The following is a 26696-nucleotide window of genomic DNA, read 5'->3' on the forward strand; positions in this document are numbered from 1 at the left end:
ATGTACGGTTTTGAATGGGAGGGGTAGACCGTGAGGTCTATCTCGACCCCTAATCCATCTTGACCAAGCAGGTAGCTAGGGCCCATGACCACTTCAACAACTAAAACCTTTATTGACCTATTTTCGGGAGCCGGAGGGATGTCCTGTGGCTTGGAAATGGCAGGTTTTGAATGTTTGTTAGGTGTCGATTTCGATAAATCTGCTATCCAAACTTTTCAAAATAATCACCCTCAAGCTGAAACAATTTGTGGCGACCTGCGGGAAATTTCTACCGAGCAAATTCGGGAATTAATTGGCGATCGCCACATTAACTTAATTTGTGGAGGTCCCCCCTGTCAAGGTTTTTCCACCATTGGAACCAATAATAATCTGGATAAACGCAATTTTTTATTTTTAGAATTTCTGCGGTTTGTTGAACAGCTTAAACCCGACTATATCATCATTGAAAACGTCACAGGTTTATTATCCCGCAAAAACGAAAACACCCTCACATCAATTTTAACTTGTCTACAGAATATCGGATATACTGTTGATGTCCGAGTCCTATCTGCTCATCATTACGGAGTCCCCGAAAAACGCAGGCGCACCATTTTTTTAGGTAATCGTTTCGGCGTACCCAATTTATATCCATCCCCACAATTTCAAGATAATGAACCAGATTTATACTTTCTTCCCGCTGCAAAAACCGTAGGATTTGCTTGGGAAAACTGGCTAACATATCAGGGAAAAACTTACAACCACGACCCCAGAACCGCCCAAATTCCCAATCATTTAGAACGTCAAAGAATCCAGCATATTCCCGAAGGTAAAGGCGTTCGTTATCAACCAGACCAACAGGCTTATTTACCCCCCGACTTATGGTATAATATAGATTGGGAAAAGCTGCGAGAATCCCGATTTAGGGAAACCAAACTTAAACGCCTAGCGCGAGATAGTTATTCTCCCACCATCAACACCAGTCGCACCACCTACTATCACCCCACAGAAAACCGTTATCTGACCCCCAGGGAAGCCGCAGCCATTCAGTCTTTCCCCCCCAATTTCATCTTTTACGGAACCGTAACCCAACAGTGGCGACAAATTGGCAATGCCGTTCCCCCTTTATTAGCCAAAGCATTAGGGGAAGCCATTTTAAAATTAGATTTAAAATTAGATAACTACCAAAACTCAGGAGATAGTCTGAATACAGAATCAGGTATTGATCAAATTAGGGCTAATGCCTTCAATTATAAAACCAGTGCCAGTTCCTCCGCTTAACAATTATCCCGTTATTGGGCAGATAGGGCACTAAGATTTAGCACCCTATTAACTGTTAAACTAAGCCATTACAGAATGTTCTGGACGGGCGAAAATCATGCGGCCGGCCGAGGTTTGCAGAGAACTGGTGACAACTACCCGCAGTTGGTCGCCGAGGTATTCGCTACCGGACTCTACCACAACCATCGTGCCATCCTCAAGATAACCAATTCCTTGGGAAGGTTCTTTACCCTCCTTGCGGATTTTCAATTCCAGAAGATCCCCAGGTAAATAGGACGGACGCACCGCCTGGGTAAGATCATTAATATTCAGAACAGGAACCTGTTGGACGGTTGCCACTTTAGACAAATTGTAATCATTAGTGAGCAGAAACCCATTAATTTCTTGAGCAAACCGCACTAATTTTGCGTCTACGGTGGCAATATCCTCATAGTCCGCCGAGTGAATTTGAACCCGTTCGGGATATTCTTCTCGGATACGGTTAAGGATATCAAGTCCCCGTCGTCCCCGCGCCCGCTTTTGATCATTAGCAGCATCAGCTACCAATTGCAACTCTTGCAGAATAAACTGGGGCACAAGAATTTTACCTTCCAGAAATCCAGTTTCTAGCAGAGGTTCAATGCGACCGTCAATAATGCAACTGGTATCGAGAACTTTAGTATGAGCAGATTTAAGAGTTCCCTCAGCCAGTAGTGTAGTTTCCAAACTATTGGGGTTGATTAGCTGTAGAAAAGCCCGTCCGTGGGTATCAGCCAGGTTAACCCCAGTGTAGCCAAATAGAACACTACATAGCACGGCCCCCAGAGGTTTGATAAAGCCAACCTCTTTAGGAATGGGTAACAAAAAGAGGGGAGCGAGCATGAGGTTAGCAATCAGTAAACCGATTACCATACCAATAGAACGGGTGAGTAATACCTCAAGAGGCATTTGGCGGATTTGTTCCTCGACCCGGTGATAGGTGGTTTGTACGACTAAACCGATTACCATACCAATTAGGCCAGTAAAAGCGGCGGTGACAGACCGTAATCCCTCAATATTAGTTACCTGTTCTAGGACGCTGCTGGGAAGCAGTTCTATCCCGTAAAAGCCGGTTCCGGCTCCTGCTATGATAAATAAAATGATAATGGTGGCATCTAGCATAGTTCTGGAGAATCCCAATTAAATCTCAATTCCCCTAGAGGTATTGAGTGGTTTTGTATTTTGATCAATTATATCTTTCACGGGCTAACCGATTTAGTTGGGGGTCATTTCGGTAATCACGACCGCTCTGGGGGTTATGGTGTTTTCCTGTCTGAGGTTTCGGGTGTTTACAAATTCCCATATTAGTTGATTGAAGGCAGATTGAGGGTGATTGAGGCGTAACAATTATTTTAGAAATTGCTAGAATTGAATCAGAGTCCAGCTCAAGAAGTGTCACTATCATGGGTGGACCTCAAAGGATGATGTTATAGGGTGAGGAACAATAACTAGAGGCACTCGAGAGGATCACTAACCGATGTTAGAACTGATGGAAACATTCCATTTGTGGGAATACCAACTGAGAATTTATCGAGTTTTTCAGGAATATCGGATTGAACTTTCCCGTCAGGGTAGATATTACCTGCATCAAAAATCTTTCTCTGATTTAGATAACTGTGTACTCTGGGCCTGGTTGGAGTTGACCGATCGCCTGGAAACATCACTGACAGGGGATGAATGGCTAACTCTGTCTCAGGGTATTAGCCAATCACAAAACTATCGCCAATGGTTGAAGATCAATCAACTCCCACAAGGGCCGGCTAAATCATCAGTTGCTGCTGCTATCTGAATTAACACCCTGGTTATTAGGTAAATAGTAACTAGCAATCAATGCCACCATTAACCACCAGAGAGTATTAACTTGGGGGCGATACAAAACTGTATCAAATAGGCCATGGGCTAACATTCCGGCTAAAGTGGCGATCGCAGCTATTAACCAAAAACCGTCGGGATCTCCCCACTCTCGTAGCCTTTTAAGTTGTAGCCATCCTTGGTTAAAAGTCACGATCAATAGCCATAAGAAGGCGGTTAACCCTACAAACCCAGTTTCTACGATGACTTCTAAGATGACAGAATAGGCACTCAAAGCAGAGTATCGGGGGCGCATATATAACGGATAAACCTGATTAAAAGCATTATTACCAGGTCCAATTCCCAATATAGGGCGATCGCGGATCATCTCTATGACCGCCGCCCAAACATTGATGCGGAAATTATTACTACTATCACCACGTCCAGCAAAGATAGTGGCGACGCGATCGCGCACTGGTGGCACAACTACTATGGCTAACACCAGCAACGCCGCCAAGCCACCGACACCAATAGGAACAGCCCATTTTTGCCAAAAAGGTGGGAAATATTGACTAATCCAGTACAGCAGCAAAACGGCAAAAGTAAACAATAACCCGACAAACCCCAGCCATCCCCCACGGCTAAAGGTTAAGACCAAACACACAGAATTGACCAGCGCCATAGTAATTGCCAACAATTTCGGCATCAGGCCGCGCCAAGCCAAAATCGCCCCCAGACTCAACCCCACCGCTGGGATGAGATAGCCAGCGAGTAAATTAGGATTACCCAAATAACTGTAAATTCTGGTGATATTAGCTTGGGCTGATGTGGGGTCTACCCAAGTAGCTAAGGCTTTAGTGCCAAAAAACCACTGCCGCATCCCATAAACCCCGACAATGAGGGTAATATGCAGATAGAAGCCGATAAAAAGCGATCGCAAACGAGGCGATCGTAAAACCCGCGCCATCAGGAAAAATAGGACCAAGTAAAGAGTCAACCGCACCCACCCAGTGAATGCGGCTTGTTTTACCGGAGATAGGGATGTAGCGATCGTGGCGATTCCCCAATACAACAATACCAACAGGTGAATAGGGGTAAATGCCACTTGTGAGGGTTCATCACTCAGGGTCAGCAGAACCCAAAAGCCGCCACAGGCGATCAGCAACACCCCAATTAAAGCCGTATTGACAAAAGGGGCTAACCCAAACACCGTCGCCACCAATAGCACCCCAATTAATTCCCCCCATTCCATTAACCAGCTTCCCTGTCGCCACGATCGCAAACTGCCACTAATGCGATACAGCAGACTTCCCCCCCGCCACTGGTAGAGGTTGAGATTCCGCAAAGTAATAGACTGCCAAATTGATGCCACACTGGTCATGATCGTAAAATTCGATAAATTTGCCTCGGTCGTCGAGTACGGGGCGCGCCCAGGAAACCCGAAACCATCAAATGGTGCGATCGCACCTTCCCAATTTTAGGCTTGACGATAAATCGCATCTGCGACCCGCGCCACATCTACCATAGGTGGCACATCATGTATTCTGAGAATATCAGCAGAATGAGCGATCGCCGCCACACAAGCCGCTGCCGTCCCCCAGACACGCCCTTGAGGATCAGGCTTCTCAAGAATCTTACCAATAAAACTCTTACGGGACGGTCCCACCAATAGCGGACAATCGAGATCCTTCAATAGGGGTAATTCTCGCAGAATCTGCAAATTTTGCTCTAATGTTTTCGCAAAACCAATTCCAGGGTCAACAATCATGTACTCTGCTGGAATTCCCGCCGCCATTCCCGCCGCCAGACGTTCCGCCAAAAACCCTTTAATTTCCCCCATCAAATCCCCATAATCCGTCAGAGTTTGCATAGTTTGGGGAGTACCCCGTAGGTGCATTAACACCACTGGAACCCCCAAATCAGCCACCACTGATAGCATATCCGGGTCATAGATTCCCCCAGAGATATCATTAATAATATCCGCCCCACAACCTACTGCCGCTTCAGCAACTGCCGCCCGGGTCGTATCCACAGATATCACCATATCCCCCAGTTGTCGCAAACCCGACACCACCGGAAGCACCCGTTCAAGTTCCCTTTCCAGAGAAACCACCTCAGCCCCAGGACGAGTAGACACCCCTCCCACATCAATAATATCCGCCCCCGCCCGAACCATATCACCCGCCCGGACCAGGGCAGCATCTAGGGAATTGAACACCCCGCCATCGCTAAAGCTATCCGGCGTTACATTCAAAATCCCCATCAAATAAGTACGGCTTCCCCAATCAAAGGAATGACCCCGAATAGTGATTGGTTTAATCATCGCCAACCTGTCAACGATAATTGACAATGCGGCTAAAACTATCCGCCTGCAAACTAGCCCCGCCGACCAAAGCACCGTCAATTTCTGACTGTGCCATAATTTCATCAATATTATCCGGCTTCACAGAACCGCCATATTGAATCGTCACGTTAGGATTACTCAATTTGCCACGGATGAGACCAATTACCCGATTAGCCTCCTCAGATTCGCAGGTATCCCCGGTTCCAATCGCCCAAATCGGTTCGTATGCGATGACCAAGTTATTCTGATCGACACCTACCAGGCCCTCTTCTAATTGCGAGAAAATATGAGATTCCGTCTCTCCTGCGTCCCGCTGTTCCTTAGTTTCTCCCACGCACAAAATCGGAGTTAGACCGTGGTTTTGAGCCGCTTTCAGGCGCAGGTTAACTGTTTCGTTGGTTTCGCCAAAATATTGGCGACGTTCACTGTGACCTATGACCACAAACCGCACACCAATTTCTACTAGCATCAGGGGTGAGATTTCCCCAGTATAAGCCCCGGAATCTTCCCAGTGGACATTTTGCGCCCCTAGGCGTACCCGTGAACCATGCAAACTCTTGGACATCACACCCAAATCAGTGAAGGGGACACACAAAACTACTTCCCGCTCTTCTGGGGTGTCCTCCAATTCCATTACAAACCCTTTCAGAAACTCCTGGGCTTCTGCTTGGGTTTTATACATTTTCCAGTTTCCGGCAATAATGATTTTTCTCACTTTTGGACCAATAAACCTCAAAATACAATCAAAAGCCAACCCCTAGTTTAAAGGCTAGTGGGGTCATTTTGAGCAAATACTACCAGCGGTTTTACTACTGACCAAACTCAAGGCGTGCTTGTTCTACTAATTCCACTGTAACCTCTTCCTGGTCGGCTTCCCTGGCTAGTTGTTCAATCCTTTGTCTGGCTTGACCTCGGACGAAGTAGGGAATATTCTTGAGTTTGGCTGTGGCTTCTGGCTGCCACTTTAAATTGTTGATGTACTCGGAATTGGACATAGCAAGTTCTGGCACCTGTTACCTCATTTTTTAGCTTATGCGAGTTCTAGGGCTTTGAGCAAACTCCTAATTACGCCAATGGTTACGCCGGGTAATTCTAACTGGGGGGTTAGTCCTACGTCCTCGAGTTTTTGGAAAATTCGCACCGCCTCCCGATTTAGATTGGCTAATCTTTCTCCCATCTCTGGACTGGTAAATTGGCTTTTTTCTCCCCAAATCATGGCGGTGGGAGTGGTTAATTGGGGTATATATAAGGCTAAATCAAAGCATAAATCCCCTCGCACAAATGATAAGGCTGCATATTCGGCGTTAGGCTGTAGGGCGGATTCAAGATAGGCTTCGACGATTTCGTTATAAATTCGAGAGGAACGGGCAAATTGACGCTGCTCTAAAAAACTGCGGATTCCGATGGGGTTGGCGACGGCGGTGGCGTACAGAATTTGGTCTAAAATTGGGGTTTTGACAATTTGAGCAAATAAACTGTTAATATAATTTTGCCCAAAGTCCGATAAGCCGGAGGGGGTTGTGAGAATTAGCCCTTTGAATAATTCCGGTTTTTCGATCGCCACTCGCACGGTGAGGGCGGCGGTTACTGAGGAGGCGATCGCGATAATCGGTTCCGAGCAGGTGGCTTCTATAAATTCGGCGATCGTAGTTATATAATCCTCTGGGGTATAATCACGCGCTGGGTGTTCGGAACGTCCCCAACCTATCAGATCTGGGGCTAGAATTTTATAATCTGCTGCAAAGCCTGGATAGACTTTAGACCATTCATAAGCAGAAGAACCACCCCCAAAACCATGCAAAAACAATAAAGACGGCTTTTTTTCTGATTCATTTTCTTCTGGGGTTTGCCAGGGGCTTTTTGTCGCCGTATAATACACCATTCTGCCTAGAGATGTAACTATCGAATCTTGGGTAAATCCAATGGGATAAAACATATTTTAACCTCTTTTGAGTTTTCTGGTGTTTTTAGTGGCTATTAACCGCTTAATCAGACGGATTTTGGTTTATTATTGGCTCGCTATGTAACAGTGGATTAAATCCAGATACTGGGTGGGTTGGCACTTTAGCTGCTCCCAGGGTGACTTTTGACTGTTATAATATGGTGAGGGGTAATACCCCTCACGGCTATTAGCCCTCAGTTGACTGTCTTTAACTGTCCAGTGACCGGGTGATCAATTGGCCAGATGCCATGATCTTTTTTCCAAAATCTCCTGATGGAGGCTTGTAGATCCCGAAACCACAAGGGGAAGGGTATTTATTGAGCATCTAACCAAGACAGATAGAACAGTCCCCGGTTGTCAGCTATAGCAGTAACAAAACCCTGAATTTCAATGCTGTCGAGGAATTTAGTCATGAGCATTTCTATGGTAGAGGATTTTAGCCTAATGGTGGTTCAGGAAGTGACTCCAATGCAGAATCACATCGGAAAATTAGACCCTAGCAAGCGGGGAGAAAAAACATCGGAACTGGTAGTTCATCCCGTGGGTACAGATTCACCGGGTTCTAGGAACATGGCTAAATCTTCAGCAGCCTATGCTGACCATGAAAAATTGCCACAGTTATCGCCCTCGACTCGCATTCGGTTAGCGTTGGAAAAATTACAGGGATTTGAGAAAGTAGAGGAGCAATTCCAGCATTGGGGTATTAAATTTCATAATGCGATCGCCCTTCAACCCTCTAATCCGCGATTTGGCATTGAACCTGGGGTAACAGTTCTCATGGGCGCACCCAAGGGCGGCACACTAGAAGTGACATTTTCTGACGGGGTGCGTCAAGTTTGGGCTAGGGTGACAAGTTCTCGACATACGGTGATGTCAGCCTTTGATAAAAATGGCCAATTGCTGGCTACAGATGAGATGAAGGTTAATAAACCTAGTGATTCGATTGGGTCTGTATTACCGAACGCCGAATTAACCGTAACGGCGGAGAATATATCTAAAATTACCTTCTACACTTTTGATGCACAGTTAATTGTGAATCACCTCAAGGTTCAATTTTAACTGGTTTTGGGTATATGGGGCGATCGCACTATGGGGAATCTGAGCAACTATCGCAAAAGGTGCTACAAATTTTGCTAAGATGATGGCAGTTGGGTGGGAAACCATTAGCAATTCCTGACCTGGCGTACTTGGCTTGGTTTGATAACTTAGCCATAAAAATCGGATTAAACAACCAAGGCTGAGTCAAAAGAAGCCATAAACCGCCTAGCTGAATCTTCCAAAAAAACCCATGTCCAGCACAAAACACCAATTTACGGTTCACTTTTGGGGCGTTCGAGGAAGTATTTCCTGTCCGGGAACGACAACAGTTCGATATGGTGGGAACACCCCCTGTGTTGAGATGCGGGTGGGGTCGCAACGATTGATTTTTGACGGTGGGACAGGCTTACGGGTCCTGGGACAAGCATTATTAGCAGAAATGCCAGTAACCGCTCATATGTTCTTTACCCATTCCCACTGGGACCATATCCAAGGGTTCCCCTTTTTTGCTCCGGCCTTTGTTCCCATCAATACGTTTAACATTTATGGAGCGATCGCACCTAATGGTTCCACAATTGAGCAGCGCCTCAACGACCAGATGCTTCACCCTAACTTCCCAGTTCCTTTACAGGTAATGGGAGCTAAACTTAACTTTATTGATCTCACTATAGGCGAGTCAATTTACCTCGAAGATGATCTAGTCATTGAAACGGCTTTACTCAATCATCCGGGGGAAGCCGTGGGATATCGCGTCAGTTGGAAAGGCTACACCACCGCCTATGTCACCGATACGGAGCATTTTCCAGATCGTCTTGATGAAAATGTACTCAAGTTAGCCCGCAATGCTAATGTACTGATTTATGATGCCACCTATACCGATGAGGAGTATTACTCGCCTAAGTCTAGTAAGGTAGGTTGGGGACATTCTACCTGGCAGGAAGCGGTGAAGGTCGCTCAGGCTGCGGGAGTTAAAAAATTGGTGATTTTTCACCATGACCCACTACACAACGATGATTTCATGGATAAAATAGGTGAAAACGTGGCTGATGCCTTTCCTAATAGTTTAATCGCCCGCGAGGGTTTATCCCTACAGTTGATTCCGCCGTTAAAGAATATTGCCACCAGTGAAAAGTGAAATTTTCAATAGCCCCCGCCTACTTCTTGAGGTGGGAGCCATTGAATTAGTTGGCCGCACCTCCACCCTAAAGAGACAGAGCCACCAAACTCCCGTGTGATCACCTATCCATCCCCACAGTAAAAGACGGTGGGGAATTCCGGCGATCCGTGTTAATTAAACGGTTCGATAGTCGCAGTAACACCCCGTTGGCGCAATTGTTGTAATAACCTATTCGCCTCGTGTTGGCTGCGGAAGGCTCCAGCTTGGATAAGCGATCGCCCATTAATCACCGTCGTAAAGGCTTGGGGAACAAGCGATCGCACTCTTTGCCGAACTTGACTGCTAGTATCACTCACCACCACTCTATATCGCAACCCCAATATACCCGCCGTAGTTGCAGGCGCAAGACCTGCCGTTACTTGGCTTGGTAGTTGTCCTCCCCCAGTACCAATAGGAATATTACCACCAGGAACCCGGAGAATATCAGACGAGGGTGCTGGTGGTGGGGATGTAATCGTAGATTGTCTTTGGGGTGCTGGCACCGGAATATAAACTGTTTGGGAGTTTTCTTCAGGATTAGAGGCACTGGTCACAGCCCGTCTCATCAGAGACAGCAACAGCGAGCCCGTAGACGAGTTTTCCGCCGCCGACTGAGGTGGTTCTGGTGGAGGTGGGGAACCAGACCCTACAGGGGCAGATATCGCCGGCTGAGGACGTTCTGGCGGCGGTACCGGAATCACAATCGCCTCCGAGTCATCCACAGGAATCGGAGGCGGTGCCGTGTTTGAAAGTGGAGTCACATTAGACTCAGGTAGATAAATGGGTAACGAAGCCGCTTGATTAATGGGGGAAATTGACGAAGAAGTATTTTGACCACCCTCCTGAGTAGAACTTCCCATCATGCGATTAGCGATCGCAGAAGGCCCAGCCCCACTCTGGTAACTACCCGCCAACTCTACAGAGCCAGCATTTTTAGTCATAGCCAACTCATTACCGTAGGCAAGAATCGTTAAACCCTTAGTACCATTATTCACATCATAGCGGCCATTATTGCGGATCACATTCTCTCCCGGTTCCGTTGGCGTTCCCAAATCCGGCAAAGATTGAGCAATAACCACAATACCATCACGCTCATTTTGTTCGATATAGTTATTGCGTAGTACCGGACGAGCGCTCGCTTGAATCACTATGCCATCACGATTATAGGCAATTCGATTACCCACGACAAACGGCTCTGACTGTTGGGCGATATTAATACCAAAACCAGTATTTTCAAAATCATTATCACGGATTTCCGGCTTAGATGAACCATAGACAGTAATGCCATTGGCTCCATTATTAGCAAAACTGTTTTGTTGAACTAAAGGCGCACTGGTTCCCACCACAGAAATACCATCATGAATATTGCCCGTAAAGGTATTATTAGATACAACCATCGAGCTAGATTCAATCCATAAACCATAACCGCGCGAGTGAGGATTAGTCACAGTTACCCCACTTAACCGGGCTGCATTCGCTCCCACAATAGCTACATTCTGGTTAGCAAAAACCCGACTGCTAAACACTCCCCCGCCATAAATAACCACATCCTGACCCTTATTCTCGGTATTACCCTGAATGGTAATATTAGGTTTAAGTATTAAGGGGAACGCTTCTCCCGTCTCGGCGCTATAGGTTCCTGGTGCCAATATAATAGCCGTATTCGGTGGGGCGACTCTCAAGGCTTGGGTGATGGTTCTCAACGGTGAAGCCTCGCTACCATTATTAGAGTCATTTCCCGTAGATGAACTCACATAAATTACATTGACTGAATTGGGAGTGGCTGTAGGTGTTTGAGCCAGTAGTAGGGGCGGGTGTATATAGTTGGCTGGTGTCTCCGATAGTTGCTCTGTGCACCCGTCTCTACAGGGGGTAGCGAATGCGGCTGATGCGATTCCCACTAATCCCACACTGGAGACTATAATCATTAAAATCAGCTTTAGAGATAACCAAGCTGTTTTAGGCCTAGGTGAACCTAGGGGGAAGAGAGGGCGGGGTAGCAGCTTCAGATCGCTGCCAGTTAAGTTCCCATCATCGGCTGACGAGGGTGAGTTCAGGGAACTGTTGGGCTGGGTGTCTGTCAATAACAAAGCCTCGGCTGAGGTTTGCTTTTTAGGATATTGACAGTTGCGGGGGGATTTAGAACTCACGGCAAAACTCCGACAAACTGTAATATTAATTGGGAAAATTAATCTATTTTGGTCCAGTATCCCCTATTATGGCAACACCTGGTTTTTTTATATGATTAATTTTCGTAATGGTGGTTCCGCCCACGGCTAAAGAAAATCTGATATATTAACCTGCGCCGTGGTTGATCATGATTGGGCTTGATTATTTGGCTTGATGGAGTTGGTGAGGAGATTTCGATGGGCGATTTGAATCATAAGACTAAACTGGGACAACCAGCACTTTATCGGATTTTAGATGCCAACTTAGACCGGGCGCGGGAGGGTATCCGAACTATTGAGGAATGGTTTAGGTTTGGCTTGGATAATTCGGAAATGGCTGCGGAGTGCAAGAATTTGCGACAGCAACTGGCACAGTGGCACAGTAATGAGTTGCGGATGTCCCGGGATACTACCACGGATGTGGGTACTCAGTTGAGTCATCCCTCGGAGGAAAACCGAGAAAGCCTGGAACAGGTGATACAGGTCAATTTTTGCCGGGTAGAGGAGGCTTTGCGAGTCCTGGAGGAATATGGTAAGGTTTACCATCCCAATATGGGGGCGGCGGTTAAGCAGATGCGCTACCGGGTCTATACGCTGGAAAGTAATTTACTCGCCTACGGACGACATCAGACGCTACAAAGGGCGAATTTGTATTTGGTGACTTCTCCCTCGGAAAGGTTGATGTCGGTGGTGGAGGCGGCTTTACAAGGGGGATTAAAGGTGGTTCAGTATCGCGATAAGGATACTGATGATCATCAGCGTTGGAAAAATGCCCGCCAGCTTTGTCAGCTTTGCCACCGTTATAATGCCCTGTTTTTGGTTAATGACCGGGTTGATATTGCGATCGCTGTTAATGCTGATGGGGTACATTTGGGACAGCAGGATTTACCTATTGCTGTGGCTAAACAGCTTTTGGGTCCTCAAAAAATTGTCGGTAAATCAACTACTAATCCCGAAGAGATGAAATTGGCGATCGCTGAGGGTGCCGATTATATTGGGGTCGGTCCGGTTTATGCTACTCCCACTAAGCCTGATAAGCAGGCGGCGGGTTTGGAATATGTGCGCCATGCGACTCGTCATGCTTCGGTTCCCTGGTTTGCGATCGGCGGCATTAATATGAACAATTTTGATGATGTTTTGATGGCTGGGGCGACTAGGGTGGCTGTGGTTCGATCTTTGATGCAGGCGGAACAACCTACTTTGGTAACTCAATATTTCCTCTCCCAGTTTACCCGTGTTCAAACTTTACGCGATCGCCAGATTGTACCCGAAAATACTCCGGCAGATTTTTCCTGACCTGCTAGGGCGCTTGCCTTAATCATCGATAATTGAGCCTTGGGGGGCGAGGTGGTTGGTAGATGCGATCATAATATCGTCCCCATATCTGTGACGGCGAGTCCTGTCTCCCATCCGGTTAAACACCATAATAGGATTTATACCAAGCCACAAATTTTTCTACTCCCACCTCTATGGGTGTACTTGGTTTAAATCCTACATCTGCTATCAATGAATCTACATTAGCATAGGTAATCGGCACATCTCCCGGCTGCATGGGAAGCAGATTTTTCTGGGCTTTTTTGCCTAAGACATTTTCCAGGACTTCAATCAAATACAGTAAATTCACCGGCTTATTATTACCGATATTATAAATTTGATAGGGTGCCGTAGTTTTAACTCCCTGAATTTCCGCTTGATTGCTTCCCGGTTGTGGAATCTTATCAATTACCCTAATTACCCCTTCCACCACATCATCAACATAGGTAAAATCTCGCTGCATATTACCATAGTTAAATACCGGAATCGCTTGGTCGGCTAAGATGGCTTTCGTAAAAATAAACATCGCCATATCAGGACGATACCAAGGACCATAAACCGTAAAAAATCGTAATCCCGTCGTGGGAATATTATACAGGTGACTGTAGCTATGAGCCATCAATTCATTAGCTTTCTTAGTCGCAGCATACAGACTAACTGGATAATCTACATAATCACCTACCGAAAAAGGTACAGTTTTATTGGAACCATAAACCGAACTAGAAGACGCAAAAACCAAGTGTGGGATTTGATGATGACGACAGCCTTCTAAAACATTGATAAACCCCACTAAATTACTATCAATATAAGCGTAGGGATTTTGCAGAGAGTAACGGACTCCGGCTTGGGCGGCGAGGTGGGCTACTGCCTCAAATTGGTGTTCGGAAAACAGTTTTTTGATGCCGACTTTATCGTATAAATCTAGTTTATAAAACGTAAATTTTTCTAAGGGGGTAAGTTGAGCGATGCGGTCTTCTTTTAAAGATACTGCATAATAATCATTGAGATTATCAATACCAATGACTGTATCCCCCCTTTTCAATAGATGTTGACACAGATGAAATCCAATAAATCCCGCCGCACCAGTTACTAATATTTTCACGGTTTGCTCTCCTCATTTATATGGGGGTATTTAGATTATTACAGATAGTCTGTGCTACTATTCGTGGGGGTTAGACAACGGATTTAACAATCAATTTATGGGGGGATTTTAGGCGATCGCATATCGTAGCCCCGATGATTTTAGGGCTAGTCAATAATTTTCACAAGATACCCACCCGACTACTGTTAGGTGGGTTCGGAGTCATCAATCAGTTGAGAGTTGAAACTTGCAACCAACAATTGATTTAGTCTAAATATCCCATCAATAGATCAGGATCATCAATGTCATTAGAAGCAATGGGACGGTTCATCACCATCGAAGAAATTTGTAATTGAGTGGCTGAAACCGGACGGTTAGCCATAGAACCAGTAGGATTTTCCGATTGAATAAAAGTTACTGAAGCTGCATGAACAGCCTTCCCAATAGGGCGTTTGGCGGTTAACATTCCCGCTATTTCAAATTGGTTGTGTCCCACCGGACGATGATTAACGATCGCCGAGGGTTCTGGGGATACTTGAATTTGAGTTGGTGCTGAATTACCTTCTGTCGAACTTGATTTACTAGCCACGTCTAATTTCTCCTTGAGAGTATCTGATTCAGGTACATTGTCAGCGTCAGCCACTTGAGTTTCAACTTCATCGGCTGGAGTCACTTGATTTTGAGGCTGATTATCTGTATCCTTTCTTGTATTGCTACGGGTTCGTCTACTTGTGTTCCTCCTATTTGAACCAGAAGAGTTAACCACCATAGTTAAATACCTTGTTTATCAAATGGAACTAACCCGCTGCCTCATGCTCAAATTGCCCGGGCAACTTAGTCGCTCATCTTCATTCTAGCGTTTCATGTTCCCGAATTACAGCCCTATTTTTAGGGATGCCGGGACTTAAAAATTTCACCACAGGTGCTGGTATTGTAAAATCTATCCGTGTATTTAGTAAAGAAGAGTTAACAAAAAATAACTTTTTGCAATCATAAGCAATAAAAATAAACAATTCACACCTATAGCCTGTGGCCAAAGTCCCCGGCTCGTCCCCTAGATATTAGGGCTCACCGGAATTCACCAAGATTCCCGAAATTCGATGGTGGTAACTCCCCTACATTAACGGTGGCAAATCTACACTGTTATGGGGCGGGATAATTTGTCAAGCTAGAATCATAAACAGATGAGTTAATTGTGTGTCTGAGGCATGAAAAATATTGTGCAGTCCTTTTATCTATGGTATCGCCAAACGCTCCGCCATGCGAAATATCGCTGGTTGCTAATTGGTGGGACGCTGATTTATCTGATATCGCCCATTGATATTGCCCCGGATTTTATTCCTGTGATCGGATGGATAGATGATGGTATCATTGCCACGATGCTGGTGACAGAAGTTTCGGCTTTAGTTCGGGAAAAAATCAAGAAACGCAAGGCTGATGACAGTACCTCAGAAGTTGGGGAAGCAACTGATGTTAAAACATCAGTGGTAGATGTAGCGGCACAGGAGTTTTAACTAAGGGCTTCGGATAAGTAATTAGCGGTCGCTTCGACAAGAGCGATCGCATTTTCGTAGACCATGCGAGTAGGTCCCAATATACCGACACTACCAATAGGCTGGGAATTTTGGTAATATTGAGCTGAGATGAGGGTGCAACTGCGGATGGGTTCGAGGGGGTTTTCCGAACCAATGCGGATATTTACCTGTTGCGAGGATTCTGGGGTAGCAAAAATCAGCGGCCAGAGTTGTTCCTGTTCATCTTCGAGCAGATGTAGAATAGTTTGGACTTGCTGAAGTTGTGAAAATTCGGGCAGTCGTAGGACTTCGGAAACACCGCTAACCTGAATCCTAGTATATTCTGGAGTTTGGTGGCGATCGCCTAAACTCTTGAGTAACTGTGCGATAAAATTACTATACTGCTGAAAGTCTTGGTCTATCTCAGTCCAGTCTAAAGTTGACAATTCAGCTAAAGCGAGTCCCCTAAGTTGGTGATTAAGAAAATTAGAGATAATTTGTAATTCCTGTTCTAATATTTCGGTATCGTCGCCGATATCCTCAACTCCCGGGGCAATTTCCATCAAAATGGACTGAGTTTGATAGGTATGAGTCACCACAACTACCATAACTTTTCCTGACCCCATAGACACCAGTTGCAAATGTTGGAGCCTTTCGGTCTTGGTTTGGGGCATAGTAATCAGGGAAATATAGCCACTGAGGGTAGAAAGAATTTGGGCTGCACCTCGTAGCACAGCCTCCAAACTACAACTATCAAAATTTAGCTGTTCCCGTAGGAGTCTAGCGACTTCCTTAGCGAGGGTATCAGAGGGAGTCATCAGGCGATCGACATAAATCCGATAGCCAGAGTCAGAAGGTACTCGTCCGGCGGAAGTATAGGGTTGATAGAGTAGTCCAGCTTTTTCTAAGGCTCCCATACCATTGCGGATAGTAGCGGGGCTGACATTGAGGTTATACTCTTGGGCTAAGGATTTTGAGCCAACAGGTTCTGCTGTCGCGATATAGTGGCGAACAGTTGCCCAGAGAATTTGTTGTTGTCGTGCGGTTAACTTGGATTGAACAAACATTGCACTAAAATTAAGTTACCGAACAATTGTTAACATTCAAGCTCTGCACATACTTTGACATACTTTCTCGTGAACCGCTAGGGAATAGAAAACAGAGGGGCGAAACTTTCCGGCTACAAGTCAAGAGTTGAACACCTGACCCTTTGCCCGAAAGCCTCACCCCTAGGGGAAAGGTAGTCTAAACTGTTGGTTTCTGGTTAAGCCTCTGGACTTACCAGCCTTTTTCAGCTTGGTCTACAACATAAGCAGCAACGTCTTCGATCTGCTTGGGAGAGAGTCGGCCATTAAATCCAGGCATGGCATTTTTACCATTGGTGACTTGGTAAGCCACTGCAGCCACTGCATCGTCATCAAATCCTTTCAGATATTTAGCCAAATCAGACTTGCTGAGGGTTTTGTTAGCAACAATCACATTGCGTCCGCCCATGTGGCAGGCTGCACAGTTAGCAGAAAAAACAGAAGCGCCAGCGGCAACATCTCCAGCCAAAGCGGGACGTGGCAGTGCAAAGGTCAACAGAGCCACACCGAGTAAAATAACTGACAGCAGCTTTTTCAAAATCGTTCTCCTCTTCTTTAGGTTAAACAGACAGTTAAATGTCAACGGGTTTTATTTTACCGGAGTCTGTCCACTCCAGAAAACTGATCAACTGTTTTTTGTTTGAGATAGATGGGAGTTAACAAGGGTGGGACTTAGGCGTACACCTGTCGATAGTAGGCTTGGTACTCTTGGGAAAGTAATGGTTCCCACCAATGGCGATGGGTAAGATACCAGCCGACGGTTTGTCGCAACCCTTCTTCTACTGTGACTAGGGGAGCCCATCCTAACTGGGTTTTGAGCTTGCTGGAATTGATCGCATAACGGCGATCGTGGCCGGGTCTATCTTTAACAAAGGTAATCAGGTCCATTGAGGGTTTAACGGGTAGGTGGTGGGAGGCTAGTTCGTCCATGAACCTACAGAGCATCTTCACCAGGTCTATATTGGCTACTTCGTTATTCCCGCCGATGTTATAGGTTTCTCCGGGTTTACCTCGGTGAATGACTACATCTAGGGCGCGGCAGTGGTCTAGTACATATAGCCAGTCCCGCACATTTTGCCCATCTCCATATATGGGCAGGGGTTTACCCAAGAGGATATTAATGCACATTAGGGGGATAAGTTTTTCTGGATAGTGATAGGGGCCGTAATTATTGGAACAATTGGTGATGATGGTGGGTAGGTTGTAGGTGTGATAGTAGGCACGCACTAGATGATCGCTACCAGCTTTTGAGGCAGAATAGGGGCTGTTGGGGGCGTAGGGGGTGGTTTCGGTAAAGGCGGGATCGTCAGGACCGAGACTGCCATATACTTCGTCTGTGGAGACGTGCAGAAACCTGTAATTCTCGGGCTGTTGGTGGTGGTTCCAATAGTGTCTAAAGGCTTCTAATAGGGTTAGGGTTCCGACAACGTTGGTTTGAATGAAGGCATCGGGACCGAGAATTGAGCGATCGACATGGGACTCGGCTGCAAAGTGGGCAATGGTATCGATCGCCTCTTCTTCTAGTAACTTGTCAATTAAAGTGCGATCGCAAATATTACCTTCAACAAACTTAAACTGTTCCTGGTGTTCTAAGGGGGCTAGGTTCTGGCGGTTTCCGGCATAGGTGAGGGCATCTAAAACCACGATGCGATCTTCTGGGTAAGCATTGCACCAGTGGTGGACAAAATTTGAACCAATGAATCCCGCCCCCCCAGTGACTAGAACCCGACGAGGATACAAATTTTCACTACTATCGTAGCTATATTGAACTGCCAAAGTGTTTTCCTCCAAACAGTCTTCAGGACTGGTGCTAACTGTGATCAGTAAGTATATTTTGATAGATGGCAACTATTGTATCTTGAACCTACTGGTTAACCATAGCTCACGAATACATCTGATCACTGGATTATTCAATGCCTGTTGATTTATCGATGTTCTCCTGGGTCTCGGCTTCTCTTTGGCGATCGCCCATAGCCTGCCACCGGGACAAAGCCTGGTTAAAATAATCTAGGGCCTGTTGTCTGTCCCCTGAAGCTAAGTAGGCTAGACCGATATTATTGAGGGTTTGAGCCTCCCCAGATAGATATCCGACGGATTGAGAAATTGATAAAGCCTGCTGGTAATACTCCAAACCACGGGGGATTTCCCCTTGGTCTACATAAACTCCACCGATATCATTAAGTATATTAACTTTCCGATAAGGTTCCCCTATGTCCTCAAAGATAGATAGGGCTTGCTGGTAATAGTCTAAAGCTGGGGTGGTTTCCCCCATACTTAAGTAAACCTGACCGATACTGTACAAGGTGTTAGCTTTACCAAACCCCGGAGGTAGCCTTTGCTCCTGTGGCGAATCGATGACATCCCACATTGATAGGGCTTTATTTAAATAATCCAGGGCGGGTTGATTTTCTCCTAATTCCCAGTAAGCCACACCAATAGCCGTAATAGTGACAGCGATCGCAAAAGAATCTTCCATCTGCTCTAATAAGGGAATCACCTCCTCAAATTTAGCGATCGCCTCCCGCAATGCTTCTGATGTTCCCTGCTTACCGAGGAAAATAGCCTGTTGCAATAATTGGTTCACCTTCTCCTCTGGGTTCTCCTGAGCCACCTGCATTGGTAAAGGAATAGATAGGATTTCCGCTCCCGAGGCGCTTAGTCCCGGCAAAACTACCATCAGCCCCATTGCTAAAACCTGAGTCAAATTCATCATAATTTCGTCCGCCTATCAATTTTTTGCCACCATATCTTGACATACTCCCCTGTTTAGAAAAGGGGGGATTCTCCGGTAAAACAGCAACCGCCGGCTTAACCCGTCTTACGTCGCCTTCCCGGTGCGCGGTTGATATCCCAACCGCTTTAATGTTTTTACTGCCATTGTTGTCACGGTCGATCAGGTTTGCTCAGGACGGACCAGCAGGCCAAAGCGCGAGTCATAAGACAGTGAAATACTCAAACCAGATTAGATGGTTGAAAGCTAGGGTGACGATCGCCACAAATCGCCACAATTAGATAAACTTCAACCCTACCCCATGTCTCAAGCATAGATGGTCCGTGATTAAAAATGCTTGTGGAGACGATCTGGCGGGGGTTCAACAATTAACTTTGTTGGCTCTAGTTAAAAGTCGGTGAAGTAAGAATCCCCGGTTATAATCTTTGATTTAACGAGGGAGTGTCAATTAAGATATAAGATATCCTCAGAGTTCCCATTCAGCAGGGGAGTTTGACAAGCAAGTGGTGTCAGGAGATCTGTCAGTGAGTCAGCAAGAAATTCTTAGGTCTGCCTATCAGGGAGATCCAAAAGCGATCGCAATTTTACTCAACCAAGCCTTGAAACCTAAACAGGTGCAAGCGCATCTCACTCTGGAATATGATCATCTCTATATTACCCTAGAGTCCCCGACAATTCCCGACCAAGCTGCATCTGTCCGTGTGATTCACAAGGGACTAATGCGCCTTCAGCCTCCATCTATCTGGTGTGTTACTATTGCGGCACAATTAGGCGATGATGATAACCCAGCTTGGATTGAGACTCTGGTACTAAGGTCATCACCTGTGGTAGTAACTCCGGTGACTAATAACGTGCCGGTTATCCCTAAAAATTCTCCCGTTGCCGACCCTAAACCTCCTCAAAAAACTAAGACTTCCCCCGCACCTAAGACTCAGGAAAAACCCAGGACTTCTGGGAGACCTAAAACTCCGAAGAAAACCACAAAAGTGGCGACGGCTGCCCCGGTAATATCTCAAGTGGCTACCGCTGAAATTTCTCCGACTTCGGCAAATTCGGCAACTCCTAAAACCCCGAGATTTCAATTTAGACGGCCTAAATCTTTGTCGGTAGTGGGTTATATGACCCTGGCAATTTTGCCTTTGTCTGGGTTAATTATAGGTGCTAAATGGGATAGAGTTTCGGCATCTTTGGCAACTATCCCACCCACTTTTGCTACGGCTTCTCAAGCGGTGCTGGAACAACTCCCCCAATTACCTAATTTCTCATTTGGATCTAATGCTGAAAATCCTCCGAAGGTTGATCCATCGGTGACTCAGGCGACTATTGAACAGCTCCGAAATATATCTGAGTTGACTATTTCATCACTACGGAATCCCATTGATCCTGATATGCGGATTACGATTAAATCGGTGGGTGATATTATTCCGGGAACGAATTATCCTTACAATAAATTACATCCCAACAAGCAGGTATTATTTGCAGGAGTTAAACCAGCTTTACAAGATGCTGATATAGTCTTTGGTAATTTTGAAAGTACCCTAACTAACTATCCTAATAGCGCTAAAAATGTGGGTCGTGGTATGGTGTTTGCGTTTCGGACTCCGCCGGAATATGCGGCACTTTTAAGGGAGGCTGGATTTGATATTTTGAGTGTGGCTAATAATCACTCGTTTGATTTTTTTGAAGCTGGGTTTAAAGATACGATCGCTAATATTGAAAAAGCGGGAATGAAGGCGGTCGGCAAAAAAGGTCAGATTGTCTATCATGAAGTTAGGGGTATAAATGTGGCATTTATTGGCTTTAGTTATTTTGATTATCATAATAATATGAATGATTTGGAAGCCTCGACCGCTTTGATTAAGGAAGCGGCGGACAATGCGGATATTGTGGTGGTTTCTGTACACGCGGGGGCGGAAGGTACTAGGGCTTTACGCATTCAGAATCAAACGGAATATTTTTATGGGGAAAATCGGGGTAATAAGGTATTATTTGCACGCACAATGATTGATGCTGGGGCGGATTTGGTGTTAGGGCATGGCCCCCATGTGCCGAGGGCTTTGGAATTATATAATGGTAAGTTGATTGCTTATTCTTTGGGTAATTTTTTGGGATATCGCACTTTATCAACTCGGGCGGAATTGGGATATTCTCTGGTTTTGGAAACTCAACTTGATGTGATGGGTAATTTTGTGGAGGGTAGAATTATTCCGGTTCATCTTGATGGCCAAGGGATTCCGTCTCTGGATAATTCTTTGCGGACTGTGGGGTTAATGCGACGTTTAACTAAAAGTGATTTTCCTGATACTCCTTTGGAAATTGATGATCAGGGTAATATTTTCGTGTCTCAACCACAACGGGAAACTTTAGGGGCGATCGCTCCTGAATAAAAGCTAAATTGCTAAAAGTTACGTTTTATATTATACTACAGTCTGGCTGTTATTTGGGGAATTTGAATAAGGCTATGAACTCGGAAAATTTGGTGGTTGAGCCCATTTATATTGTGGTGATTGCGTCTACAATATTCTCGATTATCTTGGGTCTAATTTTTAAGGATATGTTAGAATATCAGGTGGCAGTTTGGCGACAGGCTGACCGGAAAAATAGGATTAACTATAAAACTCCTAATGCTAAGGTGGCTTATGTAGCTATGTCGGTTTGTGTGTTTGTGGCTGTATCTTCGAGTTTGCTGGTGTTTATTCCGATTTACTGGTTGGCTACTGTGGGGGGGGCTATTGTGGTTTTTCCTACGGCTTTATTGATTTGGCTACAATTGGGGTCAATGCTGAATCTGTGGGAAGATAAAGGGGATGAGGCGATTGATTTGGATAGATTTTTTGAAGGCGATCGCGAAAGAATTACGGGCTCGAGAAGTGACAAATCATAGTTAACATAGATACTCGGTTAAAAATGGGCAGAAAAGCTAAACTAAAACATCTGCGAAAGCAACAACAGGCTAATCCGACGGCGGACACCCAAAACCGCCCAGAAGTAGAGGCTGATCCGACTCATTTTGTGGATGAACTGAAACAACAGGGGTATGATCTGAAAGGGAGCGATCGCTGTCCAGAAATTCCTCAAAAAATTGTCAAACCGCAACTTTAGCACCAATGAGTCATCTAAAAGCAATTATTTTTGATGTGGATGGGACCCTGGCTGAAACGGAAAGGGATGGTCACAGATTAGCCTTTAATCAAACATTTGCTGAAGCGGGTTTAGATTGGTATTGGTCTATTGAATTATATGGGGAATTATTGACGGTTTCGGGGGGTAAGGAGCGTATAGATTATTATATCAAACGCTACCATCCTGATGGTCAATTCCCCAATAATTTGGATGAGTGGATTGCAGATCTTCACGAAGCTAAAACTCGCCATTATCGGGAGTTATTAGCGACGGGAGATATTCCCCTGCGTCCTGGGGTGAAGCGATTAATCACGGAGGCGCTGGGGGAGGGGGTGAGATTGGCGATCGCTACTACGAGCGCTTTTCCTAATGCGATCGCACTTTTGGAAGAAACCTTAAACCCCCATTGGTTTGAAGTAATTGCGGCCGGAGATATTGTCCCCCACAAAAAACCCGCGCCAGATATCTACAATTATGTATTAGAAAAATTGGGGTTGACCGCTAACGATTGTGTGGCGATCGAAGATTCCCGACAGGGGTTACTGGCGGCGCGAGCCATGGGGTTAACGACGATTATTACTGTAAATAATTATACAAAAAACGAAGATTTTTTAGGTGCTTCCTTGGTAATCAATCATTTGGGGGAACCGGATCTTTCCTGTGAAGCGATCGCCGGTACAGCCTTAAATAGTGGTTATGTCAGCCTAGATTTATTAAGATATATCCACCAAATATCAACAGGTGTTATATAATGGCGACCAGTTTAATCGAAATCCCCCTGGTTGCTTTGTAATTAACAAGTTCTATGTCAGATTTTCCCATTGACCCCAATCTTTATTTGTTGCTGAGTGGCCACTGTTTGATTGGAGGGGTAGCAGCGGCGATCGCCTTTCAAAAAGGTCGTCGCCTCGGTGTTTGGTTAATTTTAGGACTAATAGGAGGGACGGCGGCTTTAGTCGCATCACTACTACTGAAACCAACTAAACCTAGTTAGGTAAAAATCTATTGAATTACGGTTAGCTGTAATTCAGAAACTGAAAGTAAGGCATCGGAAATCCTCCCCAAGCATTTCATCTATTTATTAATGGGGTAATTAAGTCATGCTGAAAGGCATTTGGAGTCTATTTTCTTTCCAACAAGGTAGCCTGCGCCAAAGAATTTTTAAAGGTTATCTGATTCCGTTAATCCTATTTTTAATAGTTGCTGGCTTGGTCTATTTTATCGGTGTTCAGCCGGTGCAACAACAAGTTAAAAATGTGGATCAAATTTATGGGGAAATTGAAGAGGTTAATAATCTAGCATTTAGTATTGTAGCAATGCAGCGGGCGGCTAGGGGGTATATTTTAGGTAGGGACTCCAGAGAATTGGAGGAGTACGAAGAATGGGATACCCTCTTTTATGAACAATCGGAAAATTTGCGTAGCAGAATTCAAGAAACGGAACAGCGCCAAACATTAGATCGGATCATTGCTATTGGTGATCAGGTTAATGAGTTCGATCGCCGCTTGATTTCCTACGTGCAATTAGGGAGACCAGAAAAAGTGACTGAGGTCTTACAAAAAGCGGAAGGTCAAGCCATTACAGACCAGTTAGAACAATTGGTGAGAGGTTTTGAAGCGACCAAGCGACAGCAACTTAATAACCAACAAAATCGGCAAATTAACCTGTTAAGGTGGCTGACAATTTTAATATTTGGCAGTACAGCCATTTGTGCGGTAGTTGTCCTGAGTATTGGCTTGGGAATTTCGGCTACTATTGACCGAGAAACGGCGCAAATTTCTAACTCTTCCTTAGAAATTACTAGCGCCTTAGAAGAACAGGAACGCAGCTTAGGAGTTCAGGCGACTTCAGTTAATCAAACTACTACGACCATTGATGAGTTAAATGCGGCAGTACAGAATTCTACAGAACAGGCGAAAATTGCCACTGATGAAGCTCATCGCGCTTTGGGTTTGTCGGAAAAAGGCAGTGACGCAGTTCAACAAACTTTAGATAGAATGGAACTGCTGCGTCAAACAGTGGAAGCGATCGCTAATCGTAGCCTCGAATTAAGTGAGAAATCCCTGCAAATTAACAATATTGCTCGGTCAGTTAGTAACCTAGCTTATCAAACCAATTTACTAGCCTTAAATGCTTCTGTGGAAGCGGTGCGCGCGGGACAACAGGGGTTGGGTTTTGGGGTGGTGGCGTTAGAAATCCGTAAATTAGCCGATCGCAGTAAACAGTCAGCGGCAGAAATTAATACTCTGGTTTTGGATATTCAAAATGCCATTAACACTACGGTAAAAGTCACAGAATCAGGCAAATTAAGCGTTAGTGAAAGTGTGAAATCTGCTCACAATATGTCGAGTTCTTTTGCGGGTGTATCTCAAGCATTTCATCAGGTTTATCTCAACAATCAAACTATTGCGAGAACCGCAGAACAGCAATTACTGGCTCTACAGCAGGTCAGCGAAGCGATGAATAGTCTTAATCAGGTGGCTCGCCAAAATGCGGACAGTATTGCCTTGTTAAGAGCCAATACTCAACGACTCAATGAATCTCTCATTAATTTACGGTAAAATTTAGGGTAAATCCATCATGAAAACTACGAATAAATCCAGTAAATCAGTTGACAAAATCCCACAAATATGCTATAAATGTGGTCGATTTCATGATGGTAATTCGGACAGTGGGGATTTATCGGTAAATCTCAGCTACGCGGTAACTAAGGGGTTAAATCATCCCCGAATGTTGTCTAAACACTCGATAAGACGGCGACAGTTTTTGTTAGGATTAGCAGGTACATCGGCTTTAGGAATTCTGAGCAATTGTGCGGCATCTCCCGACCCCAACTCTCAAGGGAATTTATCGGGTGTTATCCTAGAAAAAACTCAGCTAAGAATTGGTTTTTTGCCGATCGCCTGTGCTACGCCTATTCTGATTTGTGAATCTTTAAACCTCTATGAAAAATATGGTTTAGATGTAGAACTTGTGAAAATGAATAACTGGGAGCAAATCCGAGAAAGTGCGATCTCAGGAGAACTTGACGCTTATCATATGCTATCCCCGATGCCGATCGCCATTAGTTTAGGGTTAGAGTCTCGTCGATTTCCCATCAGACTTGCTAGTATTGAAAACATCAATGGTAGTGCGATTACAGTAGCCATCAAACATCGAGAAAAAGTCAAAACCGCCGAAGATTTGAAAGGATTTAGGATTGCTATTCCTTTCACTCACTCAATGCACAATCTTCTACTCAGGTATTATCTAGCTAATAGCAAAGTTCACCCAGATCGGGATGTCGAATTAGTGGTTACACCGCCGCCCAATATGGTGAACAGGTTAAGAAGTGGGGAAATTGATGCTATGGTGGCTCCTGAACCTTTTAACCAAATGGCAGTTAATCAAGGTCTGGGTTTTATTCATATTTTAACTAGGGACTTGTGGCCGGGTCATCCCTGCTGTTCTTTCACTACTTCTCAGGAATGGATCGAGCGTCATCCTAATACATTTCGGGCTATAAATAAAGCGATTATTGAGGGTTCCTATTATGCGAGCCAAAGCCAGAATCGTATAGATGTAGCGCGGCGACTAGCACAGTTACAATATCTGGATGCGCCAGAAGATACTCTGCGACAGGTGATGACCGGACAGTTTGTCAACCGCTTAGGTGAATCTCTCAATATTCCCGATCGCATTGATTTTGACCCTTACCCTTGGAAAAGTTTTTCCTACTGGATTACGTCACAATTTGAGCGTTGGGGATATGTTCCCATGGGAAGCCTTAATCATGAGGCGATCGCCGCCGATATTTTTCTAACCGGACTCGCACGCCAAATGGCAAAACAATTAGGTCAGCAACCCCCTACTATCACCCTCCGATTTGAATCATTAAAATTTGATACTTTCGACCCCAGTGAACCGGAAAATTATGCCAGACAACAGATTGAGAAGTTAGGTTTTTAATAGCAACAGTATTTTATTAAAGGTGATTGTGATTATGTCGTTGGGTAGGGTGCGTCAGAACTCCTGAATAATCATGAACAGATGAGGGGGAAAGACTGACGCACCAGAAATTTGTAGGGTGCGTCATAACCCCTGAATAATCATGAACAGATGAGGGGGAAAGACTGAGGCACCAGAAATTTGTAG

Annotated in this window: 26 protein-coding genes; 13 read left to right on the top strand and 13 right to left on the bottom strand. The window is 45.2% G+C overall.

Going from position 1 to position 26696, the window contains the following annotated elements:
- Window positions 1-84 precede the first annotated feature (84 nt).
- Window positions 85-1257 (top strand): DNA cytosine methyltransferase, encoded by a 1173-nt coding sequence (locus P5674_RS08040; protein WP_014277139.1) that lies wholly within the window; start codon window positions 85-87, stop codon window positions 1255-1257.
- Between the two features lie 60 nt (window positions 1258-1317).
- Here the strand turns inward: P5674_RS08040 and P5674_RS08045 are convergent, their stop codons facing one another.
- Entirely contained in the window at window positions 1318-2397 is a 1080-nt protein-coding gene (locus P5674_RS08045) for a PIN/TRAM domain-containing protein (RefSeq protein WP_006619632.1), read from the bottom strand.
- Window positions 2398-2752: 355 nt separating this feature from the next.
- Between P5674_RS08045 and P5674_RS08050 the strand changes: the two genes are divergently transcribed.
- The gene (locus P5674_RS08050; RefSeq protein WP_006619631.1) at window positions 2753-3064 is read left to right on the top strand and encodes a hypothetical protein; all 312 of its coding nucleotides are present in this window, start codon (window positions 2753-2755) and stop codon (window positions 3062-3064) included.
- Here the strand turns inward: P5674_RS08050 and P5674_RS08055 are convergent.
- The 5 genes from P5674_RS08055 to P5674_RS08075 all read right to left on the bottom strand — a co-directional run bounded on the left by P5674_RS08055 (window position 3044) and on the right by P5674_RS08075 (window position 7346).
- Entirely contained in the window at window positions 3044-4447 is a 1404-nt protein-coding gene (locus P5674_RS08055; protein ID WP_006619630.1) for an IctB family putative bicarbonate transporter, read from the bottom strand. The two genes, P5674_RS08050 and P5674_RS08055, sit on opposite strands and share 21 nt — an antisense overlap.
- A 96-nt stretch (window positions 4448-4543) precedes the next feature.
- Window positions 4544-5389, bottom strand: a complete 846-nt coding sequence (gene folP / locus P5674_RS08060; protein ID WP_006619629.1) for a dihydropteroate synthase — start codon at window positions 5387-5389, stop codon at window positions 4544-4546.
- A gap of 10 nt (window positions 5390-5399) precedes the next feature.
- Window positions 5400-6125, bottom strand: coding sequence for a triose-phosphate isomerase (tpiA, locus tag P5674_RS08065; protein ID WP_006619628.1), 726 nt, complete (start codon window positions 6123-6125; stop codon window positions 5400-5402).
- Between the two features lie 94 nt (window positions 6126-6219).
- The gene (locus P5674_RS08070) at window positions 6220-6405 is read right to left on the bottom strand and encodes a PCP reductase family protein (RefSeq protein ID WP_006619627.1); all 186 of its coding nucleotides are present in this window, start codon (window positions 6403-6405) and stop codon (window positions 6220-6222) included.
- A gap of 35 nt (window positions 6406-6440) precedes the next feature.
- A complete protein-coding gene (locus P5674_RS08075) occupies window positions 6441-7346 on the bottom strand; it encodes an alpha/beta fold hydrolase (RefSeq protein WP_006619626.1) in 906 nt (301 codons plus the stop codon).
- 417 nt (window positions 7347-7763) lie between these two features.
- Here P5674_RS08075 and P5674_RS08080 point away from each other — a divergent pair, with 417 nt between their 5' ends.
- Both P5674_RS08080 and P5674_RS08085 read left to right on the top strand, forming a co-directional pair.
- Window positions 7764-8411: a hypothetical protein gene (locus P5674_RS08080; protein ID WP_006619625.1), complete on the top strand. Its 648-nt coding sequence runs from the start codon at window positions 7764-7766 to the stop codon at window positions 8409-8411.
- Window positions 8412-8640: 229 nt separating this feature from the next.
- Entirely contained in the window at window positions 8641-9525 is an 885-nt protein-coding gene (locus P5674_RS08085) for an MBL fold metallo-hydrolase (protein WP_315669922.1), read from the top strand.
- 152 nt (window positions 9526-9677) lie between these two features.
- On the opposite strand, the gene P5674_RS08090 is transcribed toward P5674_RS08085, so the two are convergent.
- Window positions 9678-11696 (bottom strand): DUF1565 domain-containing protein, encoded by a 2019-nt coding sequence (locus P5674_RS08090; protein WP_006619623.1) that lies wholly within the window; start codon window positions 11694-11696, stop codon window positions 9678-9680.
- A gap of 216 nt (window positions 11697-11912) precedes the next feature.
- Between P5674_RS08090 and P5674_RS08095 the strand changes: the two genes are divergently transcribed.
- On the top strand, window positions 11913-13010 hold the full coding sequence (locus P5674_RS08095; protein ID WP_008048765.1) for a thiamine phosphate synthase: 1098 nt from the start codon (window positions 11913-11915) through the stop codon (window positions 13008-13010).
- Between the two features lie 118 nt (window positions 13011-13128).
- On the opposite strand, the gene P5674_RS08100 is transcribed toward P5674_RS08095, so the two are convergent.
- A complete protein-coding gene (locus P5674_RS08100; protein WP_006668268.1) occupies window positions 13129-14130 on the bottom strand; it encodes an NAD-dependent epimerase in 1002 nt (333 codons plus the stop codon).
- 244 nt (window positions 14131-14374) lie between these two features.
- Window positions 14375-14782 carry a hypothetical protein gene (locus P5674_RS08105; RefSeq protein WP_006619620.1) on the bottom strand — a complete coding sequence of 136 codons (408 nt, stop codon included), beginning with the start codon at window positions 14780-14782 and terminating at the stop codon, window positions 14375-14377.
- Window positions 14783-15317: 535 nt separating this feature from the next.
- On the opposite strand from P5674_RS08105, the gene P5674_RS08110 reads away from it, so the two are divergent.
- The gene (locus P5674_RS08110; protein WP_006619619.1) at window positions 15318-15623 is read left to right on the top strand and encodes a YkvA family protein; all 306 of its coding nucleotides are present in this window, start codon (window positions 15318-15320) and stop codon (window positions 15621-15623) included.
- Here the strand turns inward: P5674_RS08110 and hrcA are convergent.
- The 4 genes from hrcA to P5674_RS08130 all read right to left on the bottom strand — a co-directional run bounded on the left by hrcA (window position 15620) and on the right by P5674_RS08130 (window position 19421).
- The gene (hrcA, locus tag P5674_RS08115) at window positions 15620-16690 is read right to left on the bottom strand and encodes a heat-inducible transcriptional repressor HrcA (RefSeq protein WP_006619618.1); all 1071 of its coding nucleotides are present in this window, start codon (window positions 16688-16690) and stop codon (window positions 15620-15622) included. The two genes, P5674_RS08110 and hrcA, sit on opposite strands and share 4 nt — an antisense overlap.
- Before the next feature lie 211 nt (window positions 16691-16901).
- Window positions 16902-17246, bottom strand: a complete 345-nt coding sequence (gene petJ, locus P5674_RS08120; RefSeq protein ID WP_006619617.1) for a cytochrome c6 PetJ — start codon at window positions 17244-17246, stop codon at window positions 16902-16904.
- A 134-nt stretch (window positions 17247-17380) separates the two neighbouring features.
- Entirely contained in the window at window positions 17381-18484 is a 1104-nt protein-coding gene (gene rfbB / locus P5674_RS08125; RefSeq protein ID WP_014277145.1) for a dTDP-glucose 4,6-dehydratase, read from the bottom strand.
- Window positions 18485-18614: 130 nt separating this feature from the next.
- Entirely contained in the window at window positions 18615-19421 is an 807-nt protein-coding gene (locus tag P5674_RS08130; RefSeq protein WP_035737786.1) for a tetratricopeptide repeat protein, read from the bottom strand.
- A gap of 542 nt (window positions 19422-19963) precedes the next feature.
- On the opposite strand from P5674_RS08130, the gene P5674_RS08135 reads away from it, so the two are divergent.
- The 7 genes from P5674_RS08135 to P5674_RS08165 all read left to right on the top strand — a co-directional run bounded on the left by P5674_RS08135 (window position 19964) and on the right by P5674_RS08165 (window position 26510).
- Window positions 19964-21826, top strand: coding sequence for a CapA family protein (locus tag P5674_RS08135; protein WP_315669923.1), 1863 nt, complete (start codon window positions 19964-19966; stop codon window positions 21824-21826).
- 74 nt (window positions 21827-21900) lie between these two features.
- The gene (locus P5674_RS08140; protein WP_062945987.1) at window positions 21901-22323 is read left to right on the top strand and encodes a hypothetical protein; all 423 of its coding nucleotides are present in this window, start codon (window positions 21901-21903) and stop codon (window positions 22321-22323) included.
- Between the two features lie 23 nt (window positions 22324-22346).
- Entirely contained in the window at window positions 22347-22541 is a 195-nt protein-coding gene (locus P5674_RS08145) for a hypothetical protein (protein WP_006619612.1), read from the top strand.
- 5 nt (window positions 22542-22546) lie between these two features.
- Window positions 22547-23314, top strand: coding sequence for an HAD family hydrolase (locus P5674_RS08150; protein WP_006619611.1), 768 nt, complete (start codon window positions 22547-22549; stop codon window positions 23312-23314).
- Between the two features lie 53 nt (window positions 23315-23367).
- The gene (locus tag P5674_RS08155; RefSeq protein WP_006619610.1) at window positions 23368-23556 is read left to right on the top strand and encodes a hypothetical protein; all 189 of its coding nucleotides are present in this window, start codon (window positions 23368-23370) and stop codon (window positions 23554-23556) included.
- 106 nt (window positions 23557-23662) lie between these two features.
- The gene (locus tag P5674_RS08160; protein WP_014277149.1) at window positions 23663-25123 is read left to right on the top strand and encodes a methyl-accepting chemotaxis protein; all 1461 of its coding nucleotides are present in this window, start codon (window positions 23663-23665) and stop codon (window positions 25121-25123) included.
- Window positions 25124-25142: 19 nt separating this feature from the next.
- A complete protein-coding gene (locus P5674_RS08165) occupies window positions 25143-26510 on the top strand; it encodes an ABC transporter substrate-binding protein (protein ID WP_014277150.1) in 1368 nt (455 codons plus the stop codon).
- The last annotated feature ends 186 nt before the right edge of the window (window positions 26511-26696 follow it).

Origin of the sequence: Limnospira sp. PMC 289.06, assembly GCF_032350395.1 — a bacterium.
In the GTDB taxonomy this organism is placed as follows: domain Bacteria; phylum Cyanobacteriota; class Cyanobacteriia; order Cyanobacteriales; family Microcoleaceae; genus Limnospira; species Limnospira platensis.

Excerpts from the sequence above, each read along its gene's own strand:
- P5674_RS08110 (WP_006619619.1), top strand. The coding sequence starts at position 15,318 with ATGAAAAATATTGTGCAGTCCTTTTATCTATGGTATCGCCAAACGCTC.
- P5674_RS08160 (WP_014277149.1), top strand. The coding sequence starts at position 23,663 with ATGCTGAAAGGCATTTGGAGTCTATTTTCTTTCCAACAAGGTAGCCTG.
- P5674_RS08080 (WP_006619625.1), top strand. The coding sequence starts at position 7,764 with ATGAGCATTTCTATGGTAGAGGATTTTAGCCTAATGGTGGTTCAGGAA.
- hrcA (WP_006619618.1), bottom strand. The coding sequence starts at position 16,690 with ATGTTTGTTCAATCCAAGTTAACCGCACGACAACAACAAATTCTCTGG.
- P5674_RS08075 (WP_006619626.1), bottom strand. The coding sequence starts at position 7,346 with ATGTTTTATCCCATTGGATTTACCCAAGATTCGATAGTTACATCTCTA.
- P5674_RS08155 (WP_006619610.1), top strand. The coding sequence starts at position 23,368 with ATGTCAGATTTTCCCATTGACCCCAATCTTTATTTGTTGCTGAGTGGC.
- P5674_RS08095 (WP_008048765.1), top strand. The coding sequence starts at position 11,913 with ATGGGCGATTTGAATCATAAGACTAAACTGGGACAACCAGCACTTTAT.
- P5674_RS08130 (WP_035737786.1), bottom strand. The coding sequence starts at position 19,421 with ATGATGAATTTGACTCAGGTTTTAGCAATGGGGCTGATGGTAGTTTTG.
- folP (WP_006619629.1), bottom strand. The coding sequence starts at position 5,389 with ATGATTAAACCAATCACTATTCGGGGTCATTCCTTTGATTGGGGAAGC.
- P5674_RS08070 (WP_006619627.1), bottom strand. The coding sequence starts at position 6,405 with ATGTCCAATTCCGAGTACATCAACAATTTAAAGTGGCAGCCAGAAGCC.
- P5674_RS08040 (WP_014277139.1), top strand. The coding sequence starts at position 85 with ATGACCACTTCAACAACTAAAACCTTTATTGACCTATTTTCGGGAGCC.
- P5674_RS08085 (WP_315669922.1), top strand. The coding sequence starts at position 8,641 with ATGTCCAGCACAAAACACCAATTTACGGTTCACTTTTGGGGCGTTCGA.
- P5674_RS08165 (WP_014277150.1), top strand. The coding sequence starts at position 25,143 with ATGAAAACTACGAATAAATCCAGTAAATCAGTTGACAAAATCCCACAA.
- P5674_RS08140 (WP_062945987.1), top strand. The coding sequence starts at position 21,901 with ATGAACTCGGAAAATTTGGTGGTTGAGCCCATTTATATTGTGGTGATT.
- P5674_RS08045 (WP_006619632.1), bottom strand. The coding sequence starts at position 2,397 with ATGCTAGATGCCACCATTATCATTTTATTTATCATAGCAGGAGCCGGA.
- P5674_RS08150 (WP_006619611.1), top strand. The coding sequence starts at position 22,547 with ATGAGTCATCTAAAAGCAATTATTTTTGATGTGGATGGGACCCTGGCT.
- P5674_RS08145 (WP_006619612.1), top strand. The coding sequence starts at position 22,347 with ATGGGCAGAAAAGCTAAACTAAAACATCTGCGAAAGCAACAACAGGCT.
- P5674_RS08055 (WP_006619630.1), bottom strand. The coding sequence starts at position 4,447 with ATGACCAGTGTGGCATCAATTTGGCAGTCTATTACTTTGCGGAATCTC.
- P5674_RS08050 (WP_006619631.1), top strand. The coding sequence starts at position 2,753 with ATGTTAGAACTGATGGAAACATTCCATTTGTGGGAATACCAACTGAGA.